Here is a 20,450-nt window from a genome sequence, read left to right as displayed (position 1 = left end):
GATAAAGACGGTTGTTTGCTCCTGACAAAGGACAACGGATTTCCCTGTAGCAAACTTCGCTTGCCAAAAATCAGGACGCAAAGTTTGGTTGGCTTATGGAAAATCCGACCCCCGACAGAATCTTTCAAACTGGTCTGGCCTTCTGGCCTTCGAAAGTGTTGCTCAGCGCTGTGGAGATGGAGGTGTTCACGGAGCTGGCGAAGCATCCCGGCGACCTCGCCACGGTGCAGGGGAGGCTGGGGCTGCATCCGAGAGGGGGACGGGATTTCCTGGATACGCTGGTGGCGCTGGGCTTCCTGGTGCGTGAGGGCGGGGTGTACCGCAACACGCCGGAGACCGACCTGTTTCTGGACAAGAACAAGCCCTCATACATCGGGGGCATCCTGGAGATGGCCAACAGCCGCTTGTTCAAGTTCTGGGGCAGTCTGACGGAGGCGCTGCGCACGGGTCTGCGTCAGAACGAAGGCAAACATGGCGATGACATGTTCGCCACGCTGTATGCTGATCCCGCACGTTTGAAGGAGTTCCTGCGGGCCATGTCGGGCGTGAGCCGTGGGGCCAACCTCGCGATTGCGAGGCAGTTCCCCTGGGCGCAGTACAACTCGTTTGTGGATGCGGGAACGGCCCAGGGGGATCTGGCCGTGCAGGTGGCGCTGGCCCAGCCGCATGTGCGCGGCATAGGCTTTGACCTTCCCGAGGTGGCCCCCATTTTTGAGGATTATGCAACGCAAGCGGGGGTGGCGGACAGGCTTTCGTTCCAAGGAGGAAGCTTCTTTACCGACGATCTGCCGAAGGTGGATGTGGTGATGATGGGGCACATCCTGCATGACTGGGATCTGGAGCAAAAGAAGCTGCTCCTGCGTCGTGCGTACGAGGCGGTGCCCGAGGGTGGGGCGGTGATCGTCTATGACTCCATCATCGATGACGATCGCTCCCAAAATGCCTTCGGTCTGATGATGAGCTTGAACATGCTCGTCGAGACGGACGGGGGCTTTGACTACAGCGGGGCTGATTGCAGGGGGTGGATGGAGGAGATTGGGTTCAAGGACATCCGCGTGGAGCATCTGGTGGGGCCGGACTCCATGGTGGTGGGCATCAAGTAAGGGCCGATTTTCCGGGTCGGCTGCCTGCGGTGGCCGACCTGATGCATGGCCGAACGGGCACAAAAAATGTCCGTGCAAAAACCGGCGGGCGCACGTTCCATGGAGGCAGTCCAACTTCCTCCATGAGCAAGAAATTCAACATCGCAGTCGTCGGTCTTGGCTTTGGCGCCGAGTTCATTCCCCTTTGGCAAAAACACCCGCACACCACCTGCGGTGCCATCTGCCAGCGCAATCCGGAAAAGCTCAAGGAGGTGGGGGACCACTTTGGGGTGGAGAAGCGCTATACGGACTATGCCGAGCTTCTGAAAGATCCAGAAGTGGACGCGGTGCACATCAACTCGCCCATCCCGGATCACGCCTGGATGTCCATTGCCGCGCTGAAAGCGGGCAAGCATGTGGCCTGTACCGTGCCGATGGCCACGAGTGTGGAGGATTGCCTGGAGATCATACGCCTCACTGAGGAGACGGGGCTGACCTACATGATGATGGAGACCGTGGTCTATGCCCGGGAGTACCTGTTCATGAAGGAACTCCGTGACAAGGGAGATCTGGGTAAACTGCAGTTCATCCAGGCAAGTCACCAGCAGGACATGGACGGCTGGCCGAACTACTGGCCGGGCCTGCCGCCCATGCACTACGCCACCCACTGCGTGGGACCGGTGCTGGGCCTTGCAAATGGCGACGCCGAGTACGTGAGCTGCTTTGGCTCCGGCACCATCCGTGAGGAACTCATCGGGCACTACAACTCACCCTTTGCCGTGGAGACGGCGCATGTGAAGGTGAGCAACTCTGACCTGAGTGTGCGCATCATCCGCAGCCTCTTCGACACCGCCCGCCAGTACCGCGAGAGCATCGACGTGTATGGCAGCAAGCAATCCGTGGAATGGCCGCTCATCGAGCATGAGCCACTGGTGCTGCACACGGCGAAGAAGCCCGAACCGGAGATCCCGTCCCTGATCAAGAGCCCCGACTACGCCAGCCGTCTGCCGGAGAGTATTGCGAAGTACACGACCAAAGGCGTGTACGATGATGAAAACGCCCATTTGAGCTTCACGCAAGGCGCAGGACACGGCGGGAGCCATCCGCACCTGGCGCATGAATTTGCCATGGCGCTGGTGGAAGGCCGTCAGCCCTTCCCGAATGCGAAGCAGAGCGCCAACTGGACCTGCACGGGCATTCTGGCTCATCAAAGCGCGCTGGACGACGGGGCCATCAAGCACCTGCCGAAGGAGACGCTTTCCTGAGTTGTTGACAGTCTGAACCGTGCTTGTGGGGCACTGATGAATTTCCTGTACGGAAACCTCAGTGCCCTGTTATTTTGTGGTCAGCCATGCAGTATGTGGAATTCAAGTCAGCCATTCACAAGCACCTGAAAGCCCGTCGCCAGGGGGCGACCTGGGTGGAGCTGAGGGAAACACTGGCGCTGCCCTACGACCGGCCGTGCCCGGAGTGGATGAAGCTGCTTGAGCAGGAGATCGGCCTCGTGCGACGCAAAGGGGCGGGGCGGGCTTTGGTGTGGGGGCTTGATCGAGCAGCTGAGAAGAACCACTGATAGGCATCGATGGAACACTGTTGAACTCCGAACCGGTTTTCGCCGGAGCAATAGGAGTGAAGATGAGCGGGCCGCAGATCTACCCGTTCTTCTTCATCCACGGACCAAAAGCCTCAGGCACGGGTGCTTCGAATTTAAGTCCCAGCTTGGTGATGGGGTGTTGGAACTCCAACTTCCACGCATGGAGCATGAGGCGGGGCATCTTGATGAGCTGGCGCTGGATTTGGGCGTAGATGGTGTCACCCAGGATCGGGCAGCCGAGGGCTTCCTTCATGTGCACCCGGATCTGATGAGTCCGGCCGGTCAGCAGGCGGCAGCGGATGAGCGCGCAGCCTTGGTGGACGGCCACTCGATCCCACTCGGTGAGGGCTTCCTTGCCAGCCTCGCCAGTGACGAGGGCCATGCGCTTGCGGTCCACGGGGTGGCGGCCGATGCGGTTCTCGATCCGGCCTGAGGACGAGGAGGGGGTACCATTCACGGCGGCCAGGTAGATCTTGGTCAGGTCCCGCTGGCTGAAGGCCTCGGTAAGCCGCGTGTGGGCCAGGTCATGCTTGGCGGCGACCATGCAGCCACTGGTTTCCTTGTCAAGACGGTGGACGATGCCCGGGCGCAACTCCCCCCCGATGCCGCTGAGGTTCTTGCAATGGAAGAGCAGGGCATTTACCAGGGTGCCGTCCGGATTGCCAGCCGCCGGGTGCACCACAAGGCCGTCGGGCTTGTTGATGACGATGATGTGCTCGTCCTCAAAGAGGACGTTGAGGGGGATGTCCTGTGGAACGACTTCCGTGGGAACAGGGTCCGGCACCTCCATGGTGATGCGGTCCCCCTGCTTGAGTGGAGTATTGGGCTTGGCGGCCTTCCCATTCAGAAGGATGTGGCCGTCCTTGATTAGGCCTTGAAGGCGTGTGCGAGACATGTCGGGCAGCTCGCCCTGCAAATAGTGATCCAGCCTCTGTTTGGCAGGGGCTGATTCATTGACCGTGAAATCCATCTGTCAGTATGAAATTTCGATTTCTTTTCGCAAGCAGCGAAACCAACTCGACTTCCGATCGTTTAATTTTCATAAATAAATACGACATGGCCTGCGCCCTGCTTTACATGGTAATTGCGTGAGTGGAACGGCCGTTCTCTGACCTTCTAGTGACAAAGTTGCCCTGAACTTTCAGCTTTGAGAACCTCGGTTTTCGAGCTACCCTCCGCGTCCTGTGACACCCCCCCAAGACATTTTCCAATATTACAGCACCTGCCCGGCCTGCGAAGGCGTGATTGACGTCTCAACGCTTGAGCCTTACTCCAAGGTGGCCTGTCCGCACTGCGGCGAGTTTGTTCGAGTCCGCCGCAAGTTCGACCACTTTTCCATCATCAAGCAGATTGGCGAAGGCGGCATGAGCCGTGTGTTTGACGCCGAAGACTCCACTCTAGGGCGCCATGTGGCGCTGAAGATCCTCAACCGTCACTACAGCAGGGACAGTGTGCGGATGGCCAGTTTCGAGCGGGAAGCCCAGCTGACGGCTGCGGTGACCCACCCGAACGTGGTGAAGCTCTACTCCGTGGGCAAGGATCAAGGCAACTTCTATATCGCCATGGAGCTGGTGGCGGGAGGCAGCTTGGAGCATCGAATTGCTGAGAATGAACACCTTACGGAAGCTGAAGCCCTCCGGGTGGGCCGCGCGGTGGCTGAGGGGCTGCGCGCTGCGTACCGCGAAGGTCTGATCCACCGTGACGTGAAGCCGGCGAACATCCTCTTTACGGAGGAGAATACGCCGAAAATTGTGGACTTTGGTCTGGCGCTCTTCCATGCGCGGGACGTGGATGATTCAGGCGAAATCTGGGCCACCCCGTTTTATGTGGCACCCGAGAAGGTGCGGGATGACCGCGAAGACTTTCGCAGTGACATCTACAGTCTGGGAGCGACCCTGTACCACGCCCTCACAGGCAAGCCGCCGCACAAGGCGAACACGAACTCCATCCAGGAGCTCAAGGTGATCAAGAGCCGCGTGGTACGCCTGGAGGACAGCGGCTTCAAGTTTTCCACCCGCACCTGTGAGTTGATCAACAAGACCCTGGCCCTCCGCCCGGAGGATCGCTACGCGAGCTATGATGAGCTGGTGGAGGCCTTTCGCGATGCGGAGAGCCTCCTGGGCTACTCGACCATCCGGGAGAAGTCTCTGCGGCAGCGTTTTATCCTGGGCGGCGCGAGCGCGTTGGTGGCGATCGCCATCATCGCCGTGCTGGCCAAGCCAGCTCCAGAAACGAAGGTCAAGTCCATCCGCACCAATGAGCGGGAACTCACCACGTTGGGGGGCACCTCAGAGGCCTCCACGGAGACCGTGGCGGACATCTTCCTGCGAGCCCGTGGTACGCTGCTGGAAGGCAAGTTTGCCGAAGCGCGCAAGCTCTTCGACGGACTGATCTCCTCCGGCCGGGCGAAGCAGCCGACGCTGAACTGGGCTCGCTTCAATGCTGCCCTGTGCGCCATGGTGGATGGTAAGCGTCAGGATGCGGAGAAGTACTTCGAATCCATTCGCCAGGATGCCGGTGCCGGCAGCGAGATGAGCGGGGTGGAGTTCAAGGAATTCTTCGGCAAGATCGGTGGCCGCATGAGTCAGGATCTGGGTCTTGGCATGGCCCGCCGGGAAGTGAGTTACGAGGAAACCTCCGAGGAGGTGCTCGGGTACCTGGCCCATGGCCTGGCCCAGTGGCACTTTGGCAAGCCGCGCGCGGCGGTGGAGTGGCTGGAGACCTTTAATTCCTGCGCCCCGGGCAGAGGGCTGGAGTGGATCAGCTCGTACAAGAAGCTGATCGCCCCCTATATTGCAGACGTGCAGCTGGCCAAGAGCGCTGGAGAGCTGAGGAAAGAACCCTTTGCCTCCATTGATGAAGCACGCGATGAGGTCGCAGAGAGCCGCAAAGTGCTGGAGCAGCTCAAAACCAACGGGGCGCTGAGGAATCTTTTCACGCATCGCATTCGCTTTGCCCAGGAGGAAATAACCCGCCTGCGCCGCCAGATTGAGGAGACAGAGCGCAAACGGCTGGACTCCCTGCGCCAGCGGGAGGTGGCCCAGCTTGCTGAGCTGAGCAACAGCCTTCCGGCTCTGGTACGGGGCTACGACTACAGCCACGCGGTGGAGCTGTTGCAGGGGATGAAGTTCGAGACTCCCGAGGTGCAGAACGTGATCGCCAACAAGATCTACCTCTGGACGAAGGCCAAGGAGTTCATGGACGTGCTCAAAGCCGATGTGGCCAGTCGTGGATACAACGGCACGCTTTACCGCCGCTCGGGTCTGCCTCTGCAGGGGCGCTTGACGCGCCTGGAGTTCGACAACGCCATCATCTCGCTTGACCGCGGCCAGTTCACCATCCCCACTGACTCGCTCACGCCGGAGACCCTGGTGGCAGTGGCGCAGGCCATGGTGGAGAACGTGAGTGACTCCACTGAGTACTACAACCGCCTGGAGATGATCGTGGTCTTTGCGAAGATGCAAGGTCTGGACCAGATGGCGAATACCGTGGCCAATCAGCTCATGGAAGAGAACCGCGCCTTCCGCCAGCGTTGGGCGCGAGTGGAGCAGAGTGGGGGGAATTAGTTCTTGGTTTTTGGGGCGCGGGCACCGTTGGATGCTCCGACGCTGGTGCGCGTTGGTGACCGGTTGAGGACGTATGAGTTGTGGCTTTTGAAGGGTCGTTTTACCCCCGAAAGCCTTGGGCCTGGAGGGAACTTTTGGAATTGGATTTCGAAAGTTTCAGGCACAGTCGGCTTGTCATAGGCTCAGTTGCGGGCGTATTCTGCTGCATGAGCGACAAGAAGCCCGATCCGCCCAACTCTCCTGAGGAGATTGGGAAAAAACTGGAGGAGTTCATCCGGAACCAGTTTGGCGGGAACGTGCTTTTCACCAGTTTTCGCGATGGGCAGGGCAAGGATGACGGGCCGAGCGCACAACTGGAACCCCCGACCATGGAAACGACTCCCCAGGAGGATGATGAGAGCTGGCTGGACTTCCGCTACCGCCCCGCCGACATCAAGGCGTACCTCGACCGATTTGTGATCCGCCAGGATGACGCCAAGAAGGTGCTGGCGACGGCGGTCTGCGACCACTACAACCATGCCCGCATGTTGCGGGAGATGCGCAGGCGCGACCCAAAGGCGGCTGACGAGGTGGAGTTTGCCAAGCAGAATGTCATCATCGTGGGGCCGACTGGTGTGGGTAAGACCTATCTGGTCAAGCACATCGCGGATCTGATCGGGGTGCCATTTGTGAAGGCAGACGCCACAAAGTTCAGTGAGACGGGCTATGTGGGGGCTGATGTGGATGACTTGGTGCGCGACCTTGTGACCAAGGCCAACGGCAACATCGATCTGGCGGAGCACGGCATTATCTACCTGGATGAGGTGGACAAGCTGGCCACAGCAGGTGACCGCCCGGGCCGGGATGTGAATGGGCGCGGGGTGCAGACCACGCTGCTGAAGCTGATGGAGGAGACGGAAGTGTCTCTGCATGCGCCCAATGACATGCGCAGCCAGATTCAGATGATGTTCGAGATGAGGAAAGGGGATGCCCCCCGCCGCCAGGTGGTGAACACTCGCAACGTCCTCTTTGTCGTGAGTGGCGCTTTCAGCGGACTGGAGAAGATCATTGAGCGTCGCGTGAGCAAGGGGAGCATTGGTTTCGGTGCCGCCGTGAGGGAGGATGTGATCTCTGGCACACCATTGCGCCTGGCTCGTACGCAAGATTTTATCGACTACGGCTTCGAAGCAGAGTTCATCGGACGACTGCCCGTGCGGGTGGTTTGTGACTCCCTGACCGCGGACGACCTCTTCGACATCATGAAGAGCAGCGAGGGAAGCCTGATCCGCCAGTTCGAGCGCGAGTTTCAGGCCTATGGCATTCACGCTACCTTTGACGACAGTGCGTTGCGGGTGAAGGCCCGCCAGGCGGCCGAGGAGAAGACCGGTGCGCGAGGTCTGATGACCGTGTGGGAAAAGTCGCTGAGGGACTTCAAGTTCGAGCTCCCCTCCCTGGGACTGAAGGAGTTGCTGGTGGATGAGACGCTGCTGCGCGATCCTGATGCCGCCCTGGCCCACTGCCGGGACAAGGCGCAGAACGTGCAGGTGAGTGCTGCTGCACGGGAAGTCGAGGATTTTGCCCAGAGCTTCAGCCACGACTACGGGCTGGAGATCCGGTTTGAGTGGGATGCTGCAAAGCTTCTGGTGGAGCGCAGTGCCCGGGAGGGGAGTACGGTGGCCGATCTTTGCCGCAAGATGTTTAAAGATTACCCCTTCGGACTACAGCTCATCGCGAGCAACAATGCAGAAAAATCATTTGTGCTTCCGTTGCGGGCGGTGCAGGAGCCAGACAAATACTTGAGCGATCTGGTGGTGGCATCTTACCGCCGGGCGCATGGCAACGATCAAAGCAAATAGATTAAGCAAAACCATGGGACGCAGTTGGGCGGCTAGTTTGATTTTGGGAGCAGTAGTGAGTGCCGCCCTCGTGGGCGTTTTCCACCTGACTGGCTTTTTCAGCGACAAGATGTCGCAGCTGGAGGAGTTCTACCGGAGCATCTTCATCCTTCCAGTGGAGGGGCCCTTGAAGTTCATGGTGCCATTGCAATATGGTTTCATCACCCTGATGGCCTACATCTCCTCCTGGGTGTGCATTGAGCTGCCGCGTCGTTCCAGCAAGATCGCTTTCATCATTGCTGCGGCATTCCTGACGCTGCTGCTTTCTCCCATCCTGGCATTTTGCGGCATCCTGTTTGAGCCCCTTTCTGCGGTGCTGGCGGTGGTGGCCACGGGGCTGGGGGGAATCATCTTTGGCCATGTGGATCCAGGCTGGCAGAGGCACAAGCTGTTCCGCTACTTCGTCGGACGTGTTTCTACCGAGAACTTCGAGCGACTTATCAACGCCAAGGATGACTCGATGCTCACCGGGAAGCGGGAACTGACGGTGCTGACCTGCCGCATTCTCAATTACCCGGATCTGGCCAATCAGATGGAGCCCAAGGATCTGGAGCAGCTCGGCTCGCTCTTCCTACAGGTTACCGGGGAGTTCATGGTGGCCCAAGGAGCCTACCTGGACACCTGCACGGCGGATGGCGTGCGTGTTTTCTTCGGCATGATGGACAAGAATGGTGGGACTCACGCCATGGATGCCTGCAAGTCTGCGCTGGAACTGAAGCAGCGCCTGGTAAATCTGGACCAGGAGATCCAGAACCGCTGGCACAGGAAGCCCGCCTTCGGCGTTGCTCTGGCCACAGGGCAGATGAGCGTGGGTCGCTTTGGCTTCCGCGAATTCGAATTCTACAGCGCGGTGGGTGAGCCGCTCGACTTTAGCCGCCGTCTCTGCGCCGTGAACCTGGTGTATGGCAGCCACTTGCTCATCTCTGCCCGCACGTTCCATCTCACGAAGGAAAAGGTGGAAACCCGGCCGATGGAAATGGTCTATGCACCGAAGCTGCACCAGATTTCTGAAGTGTACGAGCTGCTGGCCGAGAAGGGGAAACTCAGCGATGAAGAGTCCAAAGCCCGCGATGCTTTCTGGCAGGGTGTGGTGAGCCTGCGCAAGGGCAACTACAAAGAAGCGGTGCAGCAGCTCATGCAGGCCCGGATCGACACCCGTGAAGATCCCCCCCTGAAGTATTTCCTGGAGCGTGCGGAGGCTGGTATGAAGGACGAAACCACTCCCGACACGAAGGGGGTCTCCCGTCACGTGCGTCTGCTCACGGTGAATCCATAAGTTTCCAATCCATTGTGAACCGCTAGAATCTCTCCCGCCGGGTTGCCCTGCACCCGGCGGTCTGCTTTTTCAGACCTCTCTCTTACGGCCTTACTTCCATCTTATGCCTGCTCTGGATTATCCCGCCCCCATTCGGGAACTCATCCTCCAGATGAAATCACTCCCTGGCATTGGCCAGCGGAGCGCTGAGCGGCTGGTGTTGTGGATGATGGGGCGCGGCCATGCCCGGGCTGCGGAGCTGGCGAGGGCGCTGGCGCAACTGGAGCAGCGGGTGGGGATCTGTCCGGAGTGTGGCTTCTTCATTGAGCGGGATGCTGCCTGTGGTCTGTGTCAGAGTGACAAACGGCAGACCACCGTGGTCTGCGTGGTGGAGCAGGCAGCGGATGTGCTGCGCCTGGAGCGTAGCGGGGCCTTTTCTGGTCAGTACCATGTGCTCGGGGGGCGTCTGTCGCCACTGGATAACATCACACCCTCTGACCTGCGCATCCGCGAGCTGGCGGCACGAGTTCCCGCCCTGGGGGCGGAGGAGGTGATCCTGGCGCTGAGTGCGGATGTAGAAGGGGAGGCGACGGCCAACTACCTGGCGGACATTTTGCGCCCCTTGGGCGTGAAGGTAACTCGGCTTGCGCAAGGCATGCCCGCAGGCGGTGGGTTGGATCACGTGGATGAGATGACGCTGCATCATGCCCTGAGCGGACGACGTGCGATGTAGGCTGCCAGATGGGTGTCGTTTCCGGGAGTAATGCCGTTGTCGAGATGCTGGCTGCGCGGTTGACGAGTCCGCAAGTCATGCTCTACATCTCCCGCGCATGACTCCCCAATACGGCCACGGATTCCGCACCACTCTCAGCAGCCTGATTTTCCTGAGCCGATGGCTACAGGCACCGCTCTATCTGGGCCTGATTCTCGCCCAAGGGGTGTATGTGTGGGTGTTCCTCAAGGAGCTCTGGCATCTGGTGGGACATGCTCACACCATCAAGGAACAGGAAATCATGCTCATCGTGCTGGGGCTGATCGATGTGGTGATGATCGCGAATCTGCTCATCATGGTCATCATCGGCGGGTATGAGACCTTCGTCTCCCGCCTGGATTTGGACGGGCATCCTGACCAGCCAGAGTGGCTCTCTCACGTGAACGCCGGCGTGTTGAAGGTGAAGCTGGCCACAGCGCTGATCGGTATCTCATCCATTCATCTGCTCAAGAGTTTCATCGACGCCAACAGCAAGACCTTGCATGAGTTGTTCTGGCAGACTGGGATCCATGTCACCTTCCTCATCTCTGCTCTCGTTCTCGCATGGATTGATCGATTGACCAACCAGTCAGCAGCGCTCAGCCATGCCGTCGTCCGGGCTCAAGCGCATGGCGAACATCAGGCTGGCAAGGCAGAGCGGGTGTAGGGGACGCAAAGACTGAAGACTGGTAGGACGAAAGACCTGCTGGCGCTGCTGCGGACGGGGGGGCTTTGGAGTCAGGCCAAGTGCTGCCCGGCAAAACCTGGAACCATTTCCCGCGTCCCAGCCGCCCGCCGACCCTGCTCCCAGCTTTTGAACCCTTCCGAAATCTTGTTAATCCGGTCTCTCTAGCGCTCCCGCTAACCTGCCCGCAGCCGGAACTGACGCTGATACCGCATGGGCGTAAGCCCCACATGCTTCTGGAACTGCTGGGTGAAGGAGCTTTGGTCACAGAAGCCCATTTCCATGGCCACCTCACTGATCTGGCGGTCTTCATGCTGAAGCGCTTCACATGCGGCCTGGATTCGCAGTTTCATGATGAAGGCCTGCGGGCTGCTGCCGAATGTTTCCACGAACTTGCGATGCAGCTGGCGCGGGGAGAGGTGGACGAGTTCGGCCAGTTCACTGATGGTCACCCCCGTGCGGAAGTGCTGGCGAATGTAGTTCACGGCCTTGTCGAGCTGTAGATAGGGCTGCATGACCTGCTTGCGCCCTTCATAGCTCTGCACGGAGCCCATGATGCCGATGGGCTGACCCTCGCGGTTGAAGAGAGGCAGCTTGTTGGTCACAAACCAGTCAGGGATTCCCTGCTGGGTGAAGAACAACTCCATGATGTTGAGCTTGGGCTGGCCGGTGGAGATCACCACTTCATCATCCTTGCGGAAGTTCTCCGCCAGACGGGTGGGGAAGATGTCGAAATCATTGTGCCCGATGATCTGCCTTTCCTCGGTAAACCCAAACCTCTCGTAAAAGCGACGGCTGGCGGCAATGAACCGGAATTCGCGGTCTTTGGCGAAAAAGGACACTTCCGGCATGTGGTCAAACAACCTGTGGAAGGCGGAGTCCGGTGAGATCTGCCGCATGAACTGGTCTCTGGCTGAGAGCAATTCTTCCTGAGTTTGTGGTGTTGGATGGTGTAAGCCCACGTGTCTGATTTAGCACACTTGTTCCGGGAGTAAAAGCTTCATCTACAGACCGTTTGGTCCAAAAGCAAAACCTGACAAGTGGAGGGAGGGGCCGATTTCACCCTTTTTCAGGCCAGCTTTGCTGGTGGGACGCTGTCTGATTCCCCATAAAACATGTCAGCACAAAGGTATCGCAGAAAGGCGTTGTTTGTGGCGAAATTCAAGTGCCCACGAAACCATGAAACGCTTCCTCGCTTCTTTGTTCAGCCTTGCTTGCGCCGCTCCGATTCTCGCGGCGGGCGGTCCTTTACGCGTGCTCTACTACGATGCCAGCGGTGCTGAGCAATCTCAGTTGGGACCGCTTCACCCCGCCATGGCCGAACTGGGCCGGGAGGCCATTTTCTTTGACTATGTGGCAGGCAAGGACCTGACGCCTGAGCTGGCGGCGCGCTATCAAATCGCCGTCGTCTCTGGATCAGGTGCTGACGTCGCCACCGCTTTGCCCGCGAAGGGGCGCATCGCTCTCAGCGGCACGGAAACGCCCGCGCAGATCCGTGAGAAGGTGGTCGCTGTTGCCCGCGAGCTCGGCTTGGAGAAGGAGTGGCAGACCTTTCTGGCCCAGCGTGAGCCTGAGGTCCGGGAGAAAAACGACAATGTGGCCAACTACGAGAAGCGGCCGGAGCCGCTGACTTTCCAGAAGCCCTTCAACGTGAAAGGCAGCATGGAGCGCACCCAGGTGCCTGCCGATCTGAAGCTGCAGCTATTCGCGTCCGAGCCGGAGATTCGCAAACCCATCGCCATGGCCTGGGATGACCGCGGCCGCTGCTGGGTGGCAGAGACCTGCGACTACCCACATGGGGTGAATCCCGAGGGGCGAGGAAATGACACCATCCGCATCTGCGAGGACACCGACGGAGACGGCCGCGCGGATAAGTTCACGGTCTTCGCCGACAAGCTGAACATTCCCACTGCGATTGTGTTTGCCAAGGGGGGCATCATCGTCTCCCAGCCGCCGCGTTTCCTTTTCCTGAAGGACACCAATGGCGATGACAAGGCGGATGTGCGGGAAGAGATCCTCACCGGGTGGGGGATCGGTGACACCCATGCCCAGGCCAGCAACCTGCACTATGGCTATGACAACTGGCTCTACGGTGCGGTGGGCTACTCGGCCTTCAAGGGTACCGTGGCGGGGAAGGCGATCGAGTTCACCCAGGGTACCTACCGCTTCAAGGCAGACGGCACTTCGCTGGAGTTCCTGCACCAGTTCACCAACAACACGTGGGGGCACAGCTACAACGCTGCGGGAGACCAGTTTGGCGGCACGGCCAACGGTGCGCCCCTCTTTTACGGGGGTATTCCTAGAACCGTGGTGCCGGATGGTGTGCGTACGATGACGGCCAAGAAGATCAACCTCGTGGAGAAGGCCCATACCATCACCCCCAACTTCCGCCAGGTGGATGTGTTTGGCGGCTACACGTCCGCAGCGGGGTCGAGTTTCCTCTATTCCAAGAGCCTGCCTTCCCGCTTCCAGAGCTGCGCCATGGTGTGCGAGCCGACGCTGAAGATCATCTCCCTGATGAAAGTGGTGCCTGAAGGCGCGGGTTTTGTGGCGAAGGACGCCTACAACCTCGTGGCCAGCACGGATGAGTGGATGTCGCCTGTCTTTGCCGAGGTGGGGCCGGATGGGGCGGTCTGGTTTGCCGACTGGCAGAATTTCATCATCCAGCACAACCCCACGCCTAGCCCTGAGCGCGGCGGTTACAAAGCCAGAACAGGTCCCGGTGGCGCTCACGTGAATGACCTGCGTGATCACGAGCGTGGTCGCATTTACCGGATCGTGGCGGCCGATGCCCCGGCTCGTAAACCGGCGCAATATCGCGGTGCCAGCGCGGCGGATCTCGTCACGCTCCTGGATGACGATGTGCAGTACACGCGTCTGCACGTCCAGCAGCGTCTGGTAGAGGACCGGGTGATGGATGCTGTGCCCGCCCTCAAGCAGAAGGTGCTGGCCAGTGATGGTTCCATCGGGGCCATCCATGCTCTCTGGGCCCTACAAGGCTTGAGTCAGTTGGATGAGGCCACGCATCGTGCCGCCCTCCTGGCCAAGTCTCCTGAGTTGCGTCGCAACGCCATCCGCGCTCTTGGCATCGATGGGAAAAGTCAGAGCCTGTATTTTGGAGCCGGGGTGGTGAGTGATCCTGATCTAACCACCCGACTGGCGGCGCTGGTAAAGCTGGGCGAATTCCCCACCACACCTGAGATCAAGACCCTGGTCGTGAGCCTGGCTTCAGATACCACGGTGAAGAACGACGAATGGCTGCGCGAAATGAACCGGGTGCTGGAGAAGAAGCACGGGGTGCAGGCATATCAACTGGGCCCAAATCTGCTGCCCAATCCAGGATTCGAGGTGCTGGCGGCCAACGGGCTGCCCGAGGGCTGGACCCGCCGTGACTACGGCTCTGACCGCAATCCCGGCAATCAAGATGCGGAATGGAAGGTGGTGACAGGTGAGGGTAATGCACACTCTGGCGGCAACGGCGTCCGCTGCATCACCCGGGCGGATGCGGATACAAGCCTGTATGCGGATGTGCCGGTGAAGCCGAATACAGAGTACCGTCTGGCCGGATGGATCAAAACGCATGCCTTCAAAGGCAAAGCCAGTCTGAACGCCCATGGCACCCCGGTGGAGACGGACAAGGTGCAGCGGAACTTCAACTGGAGCGAGGTGGAGGTGGTGTTCAACTCCAAGGATCGCACCCGCCTGAGCATCAACATTCTGCATGTGGCCAAGGGCGACGCGATCTTTGACGACGTGAGCCTGTGTGAGGTGCTGCCCGGGGAGGCGGCGGGGGATGCCCCTCTGGCGGGTGATGTGAAGCGTGGTGAGACCATCTTCTGGACCCATCCCGTGGCGGCGTGTGTGAACTGCCACATGCTCGGCGGGAAGGGCAGTGCGGTGGGGCCGGCCCTGGATGGTATCGCCGGCCACAAGGACGAGGCCTACATTCAGCAGAGTCTCCTCGAACCCAATGCGAAACTGGCCGAGAGCTACACGGCTACACCGATCTCTCCGATGCCTCCAATGGGTTTGATCCTGAAACCTCAGGAGCTGGCAGATGTGCTGGCTTTCATGCTGAGCTTGAAGGAAGGCGTGCCGGCTGCGCAGAAGTAGGAGAGGAGACAGAAGACGGGAAGACCAAAGACAGAAGACCTGAACTCCCGCACCAGCGGGAGCGAGGGGGAGGCTGGCAGTCGCGGCCTCTCGACATCCCGTGGCGAGGCCCGTGAGTAGTCCGACGGTCTCCGTCGGTTTGGGAGCGGAGCAGTTGGAGGTTCAAGGAACCAAGGTGTGGGGACGGCTGACCGGTGATCGCGTGGCCACCTTCAAAGAGAGGCTTCAGCATTGCCTGCCAAGGAACCTTGGGGGCGCTGCGAACCTGGCCGCCGCAACTGATTCGGAGTAGTTTCGCCACCCTCACCTACCCAACGTAGATTCGCTGGAACCTCGTCAACGTTGGGCTTCCTTCGTTTTTGTGGACAGCAAAAGTAGTCACGGGCTTCAGCCTGTTCGGTCGCACCATTTGGCCCCCGTTTCAAACCTTGCGCTTTACCGTCTTCCGCACTTCACGAAAGCGTGAACAGCTCTCCAGATGATCATTCACCATGCTCACGGCCTGCATAAAAGCATAGCAGATGGTGGAGCCCACGAAGGTGAAGTCCTTCTTTGCTCAAGCGGTCGCTCACCTCGGTCTTCGCTGGCACTTGGGAAGTTGCCTCGAACTCATTCTGCACCGGCTTGCCGTCGACGTGATCCCAGAGAAATTCAGAAAACCCATCCAGGCTCCCGTTGAAGTGTTGCTCCACCGCGCGGGCCTTGCGCACGACGGCGGCGGGGGTAAATTATGAATTATGAATTATGAATTATGAGGTGGAATGCAGAATGCGGGGCAACATAGAAAGGCCTCCTGACAACGGGGTGTCAGGAGGCCTGAGGCATCTTGTGATTTGAGGAGGGGGGCTAGCCGCGGCGGTTGCGCTGGAAGGTCTCCATGGCCTCGTAGTTGGCGAGGCCGAGGGAGTCGTACTGCTCTGCGGTGGACTGGTTGCTGCGCACGACGTCTTTTTCGATGGTTGTCAGCGACTGGTATCGTGTGTGGGAGCGGGCCTTGCGCTCGAGCTGGTTGGGGCTCATGGGCATGGCCATGTCGATCTCCCAGGGTTCGAGGGCTTTTTCCTTGCCGCGATAGAGCCAGATGGAGCAGGCGGCGGCCCAGTCTTCGCTCTGGAGTTCAGCCAGGGCGGCCTCGATACCGCGGTAGCACAGGGCGGCCACGCTAGAGGGATCTGCCGCATCGCCCGTGGCATAGATCTGGTGGGGCTTGAACTCGCGGAGCAAGTTCACGATTTGTGCCGTGTCATCACGCGAAGGCTTGAAGCGGCGGTAACGCCCTGCCTCGTAGAAGGCCAGATTTAGGAATTGCACTTTCTCAGGTGGCAGGCCCAGAGCGTGGGCTGCATCGCGCAGTTCTCCACGCAGGATCAGGCTCTTGAGCTGGCGGACGGCGGGTGGGTCCTCACCAAAGGGGCCCTTCTCCTCCAGGAGTCGCAGAATGTGCCGGGCATACTCCGTTTGCTCGCCCCAGCCTTCGGGGGTGGCGGTGGCGAGTTCCTGCAGGATGCTGGCGAACTTGTCTGCCTCACTGTCGGGCACGCGCAAGTTGCCGCTGGTCATGCTTACGAGGCAGACATCGTGGCCCTGCTCGATGAGACGGTCGATGGTGCCGCCGATGCTGACGATGGCGTCCTGCGGCTCAGGGCTGAAGATGAGGGCGCGTTTTGGGTAGGGCTTGGCTCGCTCTGGGCGGAAGGTGTCGTCCGCATTGGGTTTGCCGCCTGGCCAGCCGGAGATGGTGTGCTGGAGCTGGTTGAAGATGCGGATGTTGAGCTGGTAGGCAGGGCCTTGCTCGCTGAGAAGGTCGGAGAGACCGTGCTCATTGTAGTCTTCGTCCGTGAGCTTCAGCACCGGGCGCTTGTAGGTGCTGGAGAGCCAGCAGACGGCGCGGCGGGTCTCGCTTGGGGACCATTTCACCGGACCCACCAGCCATGGCAGCTTGATGCGAGTGAGCTCGCGGGAGGCTGCCTGGTCGATGAAGAAGCGGGCGGTTTCATGGTCCTGCAGGAAGGAGGCGGAGACGGCATCCGTGACCGGGCCCTCCACGGCGCGGGCCACGACGCCCGCCTTGTTTTCGCCCCACGCCATCAGGACGATCTGTTTTGCCCGGAGGATAGTGCCCACCCCCATGGTGATGGCAAAGCGGGGGACGTTCTCTTCCCCGCGGAAGTCAGCCGCAGCGTCCTGGCGGGTGATGCGATCCAGCGTGATGCGGCGGGTCAGCGACTCGCGGGAGGAGCCTGGTTCGTTGAAGCCGATGTGACCGGTGCGACCAATGCCCAGGATCTGGAAGTCCACGCCGCCGGCGGCATCGATCATTTCTTCATATTGGCGACAGTGCTCGAATACCTGGTCCCCTGGGACGGTGCCGCTGGGCAGGTGGATATTCTCTTTGGGGATGTCAATGTGATCAAAGAGCTGATCACACATGAAGCGGTAATAGCTCTCCGGGTGGTCGGAGCCGAGGCCGTAGTATTCGTCCAGGTTAAAGGTGATGACGTTCTTGAAGCTGAGGCCCTCTTCACGGTGCAGGCGGATGAGCTCCCGATAGAAGGGCACCGGGGTGGACCCCGTGGCCAGCCCCAGAATGGCGGGCTTGCCCTCCTTGTTGCGGGCTTCGATCAGTTCGCGCACTTCCTTGGCCAGGGAGGCGGCTGCGGCCGAAGAGGATTCAAAGATACTGGTGGGGACTTTTTCGTAGGCTTCAGCAGCGGAGCGTCGGTTCATGGTAGTGTGGTGAGGAAGGCAGACTGCGATGGAGGGAATGTCTCGAAGCAGGGAATGTTACGGAATGAACAGAACTCTCATCGGAGGAAAGGGGGCATCGCCTTGCGGAGGTCATTCGTCGGCGCCCTCTTGAGGCTTTGAGCGGCGAATGAGGTCGATGGTACTGCGGGTGACGATGCAGGCGTCAGAGACGATGTCGTAGCGCCCGTTGGCAAGCCACTCCTTCCGGACCATCCACGTGCCACCGACAGCGATCACAGGTTTGAAGCCCAAGTACTCGCCCATGGTCTCCCGGGTGACCCCACCGGTGGGGAGGAAGCGCATTTGGGGGAACGGTCCATGCAGGGCCTTGATGACCGTGATGCCGCCATACGCGCTGCTGGGGAAAAACTTCACGCACTCCAGCCCCAGTTTCACGGCAAGCATCACCTCCGTGGGTGTGCAGGCCCCGGGGATTATGGGCACGTTCTTGGACTGGCAGTGGCGGATGAGGCCTTCATCCATGCCGGGTGAAACAATGTACTTGGCCCCGGCGGCGATCGCTTCATCCGCCTGCTCAATATTGAGCACGGTACCCGCCCCCAGGAGGAGGGACTCTTTGATGCTGGCCATGCGGCGCAGCACCTCCAGAGCCACGGGGGTACGCAGGGTGACCTCGGCACAGGGCAGGCCGCCATCGATCAGTGCCTCGGCAAGGGGTTCAGAGTGCGAAACGTCTGAGAGGACGATCGTAGGGACAACAGCAAGCTTCTCAATTTGGGCGAGAACTTCGTGCATGATTCAATCAGATGGTAGATTGCGCCGGACTTGCTTCAACTCGAAGAAAGTTTGGAGTAGATAAAAGTTACAAAATCATCAGATGAAGCGCACGAGCTTTTCCCAAGCACCGTATCGAATGACCAGTTGAACCCAGGTGTGACGCGAAAGTGCGGTCTTGATGATCGCAAAAAAAAGCCCGAAAGCTCGGCTTCCGGGCGGACGGATGGGGGCCTGCTGGCAGGGGTGGGGCAGATGTGGACAGACCCCTGGCTCAATACGCAGGCACAGTTGGATCAACCTCCTCACTCCAGGCAAGGATGCCGCCGGTGACGTTCCATAAATCCTTGTAACCCTCTTGCTCGAGCAGACTCAGGGCCTTTGCGCTGCGCATGCCACTGCGGCAGTGGATCACCACCTTCTGGTCCTGCGGCACCTCGCCCAAGCGGTCGGCCAACTGGCCCAGCGGGATAAGGGTGGAGCCGGGAATGCGGGCGATCTCGAACTCGTAGGGTTCACGCACATCCAGAAGGAAGAAGTTTTCCCCGCTGGCCTGCATGGCCTGGAGATCCTTTACGGTGATGGCGGGGACGTCGGGAGGGGTGGGGGAGCTCATGGTGGGTTGATTCTGGGAAGGCAGGCCGCAAAAGCCCTGATAGTCGATCGGTTCAGTGATGGTCGGCTGGTCGCCGCAGACCGGGCATTCGGGATCGCGCCGGAGATTGAAGGTGCGGAACTTCATGCTCAGAGTGTCCACATGCAACAGGCGACCCACGAGGGGCTGGCCGATGCCGGTGATCAGCTTGATCGCCTCCGTCGCCTGCATGGTGCCAATCAGCCCTGGCAGCACTCCCAACACCCCTCCCTCTGCACAACTGGGTACCAGCCCAGGTGCGGGGGGCTGTGGGGCCATGCAGCGGTAGCAAGGGCCGCCCAAGTGCGGGGCAAAGACACTGCACTGCCCTTCAAATCGCAGGATGGAGCCGTACACATTCGGTTTTTTCAGAAAGACGGCGACGTCATTGCTGAGGTAACGGGTGGGGAAGTTGTCTGTGCCGTCGATGATCACGTCGTAGTCCGCCGCCATGGCCATTGCGTTTTCGCCAGTGAAAACGGTCCTGTAGAGATCGATCTGAACATGGGGATTGATCTGGTGCAGCCGGTCCCGGGCAGACTCGAGCTTCGGCCGACCCACATCTGCCGTGCCGTGCAAGATCTGTCGCTGGAGGTTGGAGACATCCACTACGTCGGCGTCCACCAGGCCGATCCGCCCCAGTCCGGCCGCTGCCAGGTACATGGCGATGGGGGAGCCCAACCCCCCGGCACCAATGCAAAGCACCCCTCCCGCCTTAAGACGGCGCTGTGAATCAAGCCCAAACTCCGGGATGCTCAGGTGCCGCGCATAGCGGCGCAATTCATCGGGTGACAGGGCTGGAAGAGGATCTGACATGAAGCGGAGGAGCAGGAAAAGCCAGCCGGACAGATTCGAGCGAGGCGTCCGGCCGGGTTCTCAAGGTACGTCCAGACCGCAGATTGCAACCCGGGAAATGACTCCGTGGGGAGGTGGCTTGGCGCCGATGGGTACCCGGGACTGAGCTGGAACGCAGCGCATCGGCATCTTTGAAATTTGGCGGATGAAAAAGTGGGGGGGGAGTCCGTATGTTGTTTCCTGCAAAAAGATATTTATGGGCGAGCCTGAGATAGCTCCTGAGTGCAAATTTCAAGAAACTATAATTGCAACTGCTGTCGCAATAAAAAGTTAGTCGATGATGTAGATGAAGTGCGGGTTATGATGCTGTTTGAAAATATTAGTGAAGTTTACACGTCTTCAAGGGATGAGAAGGGGGTTAGCTCTATACACTGGTAAATTGTGTCCAGAAAAAGGGAATACGTAGGGTAAATATTGTGTCAATAGAATCTATGGTGGCAAATTAGTTTCCAAATAGATATTATTGAGGGTGAATGAGTTGTGAGAAATTATTCCTCGACGGATGAGCCATAGTAGGGCATTTAGCGGGCATGACTTCGAAGCGTTTGCAGACTCCAC

At 59.6% G+C, this 20,450-nt stretch carries 14 protein-coding genes and 1 pseudogene; 9 read left to right on the top strand and 6 right to left on the bottom strand.

The window, feature by feature from the left end:
- Positions 1 to 95: 95 nt before the first annotated feature.
- The 3 genes from VSP_RS22215 (at position 96) to VSP_RS22205 (ending at position 2,655) form a co-directional block, all read left to right on the top strand.
- The gene (locus VSP_RS22215) at positions 96 to 1,103 is read left to right on the top strand and encodes a methyltransferase (protein ID WP_009963450.1); all 1,008 of its coding nucleotides are present in this window, start codon (positions 96 to 98) and stop codon (positions 1,101 to 1,103) included.
- A 122-nt stretch (positions 1,104 to 1,225) separates the two neighbouring features.
- Positions 1,226 to 2,347 (top strand): Gfo/Idh/MocA family protein, encoded by a 1,122-nt coding sequence (locus tag VSP_RS22210; protein WP_009963449.1) that lies wholly within the window; start codon positions 1,226 to 1,228, stop codon positions 2,345 to 2,347.
- An 86-nt stretch (positions 2,348 to 2,433) separates the two neighbouring features.
- Complete coding sequence (locus tag VSP_RS22205) at positions 2,434 to 2,655, top strand: hypothetical protein (protein WP_009963447.1); 222 nt, start codon at positions 2,434 to 2,436, stop codon at positions 2,653 to 2,655.
- Positions 2,656 to 2,734: 79 nt separating this feature from the next.
- Here VSP_RS22205 and VSP_RS22200 read toward each other — a convergent pair whose 3' ends face one another.
- Entirely contained in the window at positions 2,735 to 3,646 is a 912-nt protein-coding gene (locus tag VSP_RS22200; RefSeq protein WP_009963446.1) for an RluA family pseudouridine synthase, read from the bottom strand.
- Positions 3,647 to 3,860: 214 nt separating this feature from the next.
- On the opposite strand from VSP_RS22200, the gene VSP_RS22195 reads away from it, so the two are divergent.
- The 5 genes from VSP_RS22195 to VSP_RS22175 all read left to right on the top strand — a co-directional run bounded on the left by VSP_RS22195 (position 3,861) and on the right by VSP_RS22175 (position 10,789).
- Positions 3,861 to 6,242 (top strand): serine/threonine-protein kinase, encoded by a 2,382-nt coding sequence (locus tag VSP_RS22195; RefSeq protein ID WP_009963445.1) that lies wholly within the window; start codon positions 3,861 to 3,863, stop codon positions 6,240 to 6,242.
- Between the two features lie 206 nt (positions 6,243 to 6,448).
- Entirely contained in the window at positions 6,449 to 8,077 is a 1,629-nt protein-coding gene (locus VSP_RS36745; RefSeq protein ID WP_009963444.1) for an AAA family ATPase, read from the top strand.
- 13 nt (positions 8,078 to 8,090) lie between these two features.
- Positions 8,091 to 9,392 carry an adenylate/guanylate cyclase domain-containing protein gene (locus VSP_RS22185; protein WP_198141210.1) on the top strand — a complete coding sequence of 434 codons (1,302 nt, stop codon included), beginning with the start codon at positions 8,091 to 8,093 and terminating at the stop codon, positions 9,390 to 9,392.
- A gap of 103 nt (positions 9,393 to 9,495) precedes the next feature.
- Complete coding sequence (recR, locus tag VSP_RS22180) at positions 9,496 to 10,104, top strand: recombination mediator RecR (protein WP_009963442.1); 609 nt, start codon at positions 9,496 to 9,498, stop codon at positions 10,102 to 10,104.
- Positions 10,105 to 10,201: 97 nt separating this feature from the next.
- Positions 10,202 to 10,789, top strand: a complete 588-nt coding sequence (locus tag VSP_RS22175) for a TIGR00645 family protein (RefSeq protein WP_009963441.1) — start codon at positions 10,202 to 10,204, stop codon at positions 10,787 to 10,789.
- A 194-nt stretch (positions 10,790 to 10,983) separates the two neighbouring features.
- On the opposite strand, the gene VSP_RS22170 is transcribed toward VSP_RS22175, so the two are convergent.
- Positions 10,984 to 11,706, bottom strand: a complete 723-nt coding sequence (locus VSP_RS22170; protein WP_009963439.1) for an AraC family transcriptional regulator — start codon at positions 11,704 to 11,706, stop codon at positions 10,984 to 10,986.
- 280 nt (positions 11,707 to 11,986) lie between these two features.
- On the opposite strand from VSP_RS22170, the gene VSP_RS22165 reads away from it, so the two are divergent.
- Positions 11,987 to 14,920 (top strand): PVC-type heme-binding CxxCH protein, encoded by a 2,934-nt coding sequence (locus VSP_RS22165; protein ID WP_009963438.1) that lies wholly within the window; start codon positions 11,987 to 11,989, stop codon positions 14,918 to 14,920.
- A 421-nt stretch (positions 14,921 to 15,341) separates the two neighbouring features.
- Here the strand turns inward: VSP_RS22165 and VSP_RS36740 are convergent.
- The 4 genes and pseudogenes from VSP_RS36740 to moeB all read right to left on the bottom strand — a co-directional run bounded on the left by VSP_RS36740 (position 15,342) and on the right by moeB (position 19,853).
- Positions 15,342 to 15,612 (bottom strand): annotated as a pseudogene (locus tag VSP_RS36740) (DNA-3-methyladenine glycosylase I).
- 154 nt (positions 15,613 to 15,766) lie between these two features.
- Entirely contained in the window at positions 15,767 to 17,647 is a 1,881-nt protein-coding gene (gene nagB, locus VSP_RS22155; RefSeq protein ID WP_009963436.1) for a glucosamine-6-phosphate deaminase, read from the bottom strand.
- A gap of 111 nt (positions 17,648 to 17,758) precedes the next feature.
- Positions 17,759 to 18,424, bottom strand: a complete 666-nt coding sequence (locus VSP_RS22150; protein ID WP_009963435.1) for a bifunctional 4-hydroxy-2-oxoglutarate aldolase/2-dehydro-3-deoxy-phosphogluconate aldolase — start codon at positions 18,422 to 18,424, stop codon at positions 17,759 to 17,761.
- A gap of 253 nt (positions 18,425 to 18,677) precedes the next feature.
- A complete protein-coding gene (gene moeB, locus VSP_RS22145; protein ID WP_009963434.1) occupies positions 18,678 to 19,853 on the bottom strand; it encodes a molybdopterin-synthase adenylyltransferase MoeB in 1,176 nt (391 codons plus the stop codon).
- Between the last annotated feature and the right edge of the window lie 597 nt (positions 19,854 to 20,450).

The organism is Verrucomicrobium spinosum DSM 4136 = JCM 18804, from assembly GCF_000172155.1.
Taxonomy (GTDB): domain Bacteria; phylum Verrucomicrobiota; class Verrucomicrobiia; order Verrucomicrobiales; family Verrucomicrobiaceae; genus Verrucomicrobium; species Verrucomicrobium spinosum.
Note: the sequence above shows the minus strand (reverse complement) of the source record. Positions and strands in the feature narration are given on the sequence as shown.

What these genes read in the sequence shown, in the direction of transcription:
- VSP_RS22210 (WP_009963449.1), top strand. Translation starts at nt 1,226, where the DNA reads ATGAGCAAGAAATTCAACATCGCAGTCGTCGGTCTTGGCTTTGGCGCC.
- recR (WP_009963442.1), top strand. Translation starts at nt 9,496, where the DNA reads ATGCCTGCTCTGGATTATCCCGCCCCCATTCGGGAACTCATCCTCCAG.
- moeB (WP_009963434.1), bottom strand. Translation starts at nt 19,853, where the DNA reads ATGTCAGATCCTCTTCCAGCCCTGTCACCCGATGAATTGCGCCGCTAT.
- VSP_RS22200 (WP_009963446.1), bottom strand. Translation starts at nt 3,646, where the DNA reads ATGGATTTCACGGTCAATGAATCAGCCCCTGCCAAACAGAGGCTGGAT.
- VSP_RS22150 (WP_009963435.1), bottom strand. Translation starts at nt 18,424, where the DNA reads ATGCACGAAGTTCTCGCCCAAATTGAGAAGCTTGCTGTTGTCCCTACG.
- nagB (WP_009963436.1), bottom strand. Translation starts at nt 17,647, where the DNA reads ATGAACCGACGCTCCGCTGCTGAAGCCTACGAAAAAGTCCCCACCAGT.
- VSP_RS22165 (WP_009963438.1), top strand. Translation starts at nt 11,987, where the DNA reads ATGAAACGCTTCCTCGCTTCTTTGTTCAGCCTTGCTTGCGCCGCTCCG.
- VSP_RS22170 (WP_009963439.1), bottom strand. Translation starts at nt 11,706, where the DNA reads ATGCGGCAGATCTCACCGGACTCCGCCTTCCACAGGTTGTTTGACCAC.
- VSP_RS22205 (WP_009963447.1), top strand. Translation starts at nt 2,434, where the DNA reads ATGCAGTATGTGGAATTCAAGTCAGCCATTCACAAGCACCTGAAAGCC.
- VSP_RS22215 (WP_009963450.1), top strand. Translation starts at nt 96, where the DNA reads ATGGAAAATCCGACCCCCGACAGAATCTTTCAAACTGGTCTGGCCTTC.
- VSP_RS36745 (WP_009963444.1), top strand. Translation starts at nt 6,449, where the DNA reads ATGAGCGACAAGAAGCCCGATCCGCCCAACTCTCCTGAGGAGATTGGG.
- VSP_RS22175 (WP_009963441.1), top strand. Translation starts at nt 10,202, where the DNA reads ATGACTCCCCAATACGGCCACGGATTCCGCACCACTCTCAGCAGCCTG.
- VSP_RS22185 (WP_198141210.1), top strand. Translation starts at nt 8,091, where the DNA reads ATGGGACGCAGTTGGGCGGCTAGTTTGATTTTGGGAGCAGTAGTGAGT.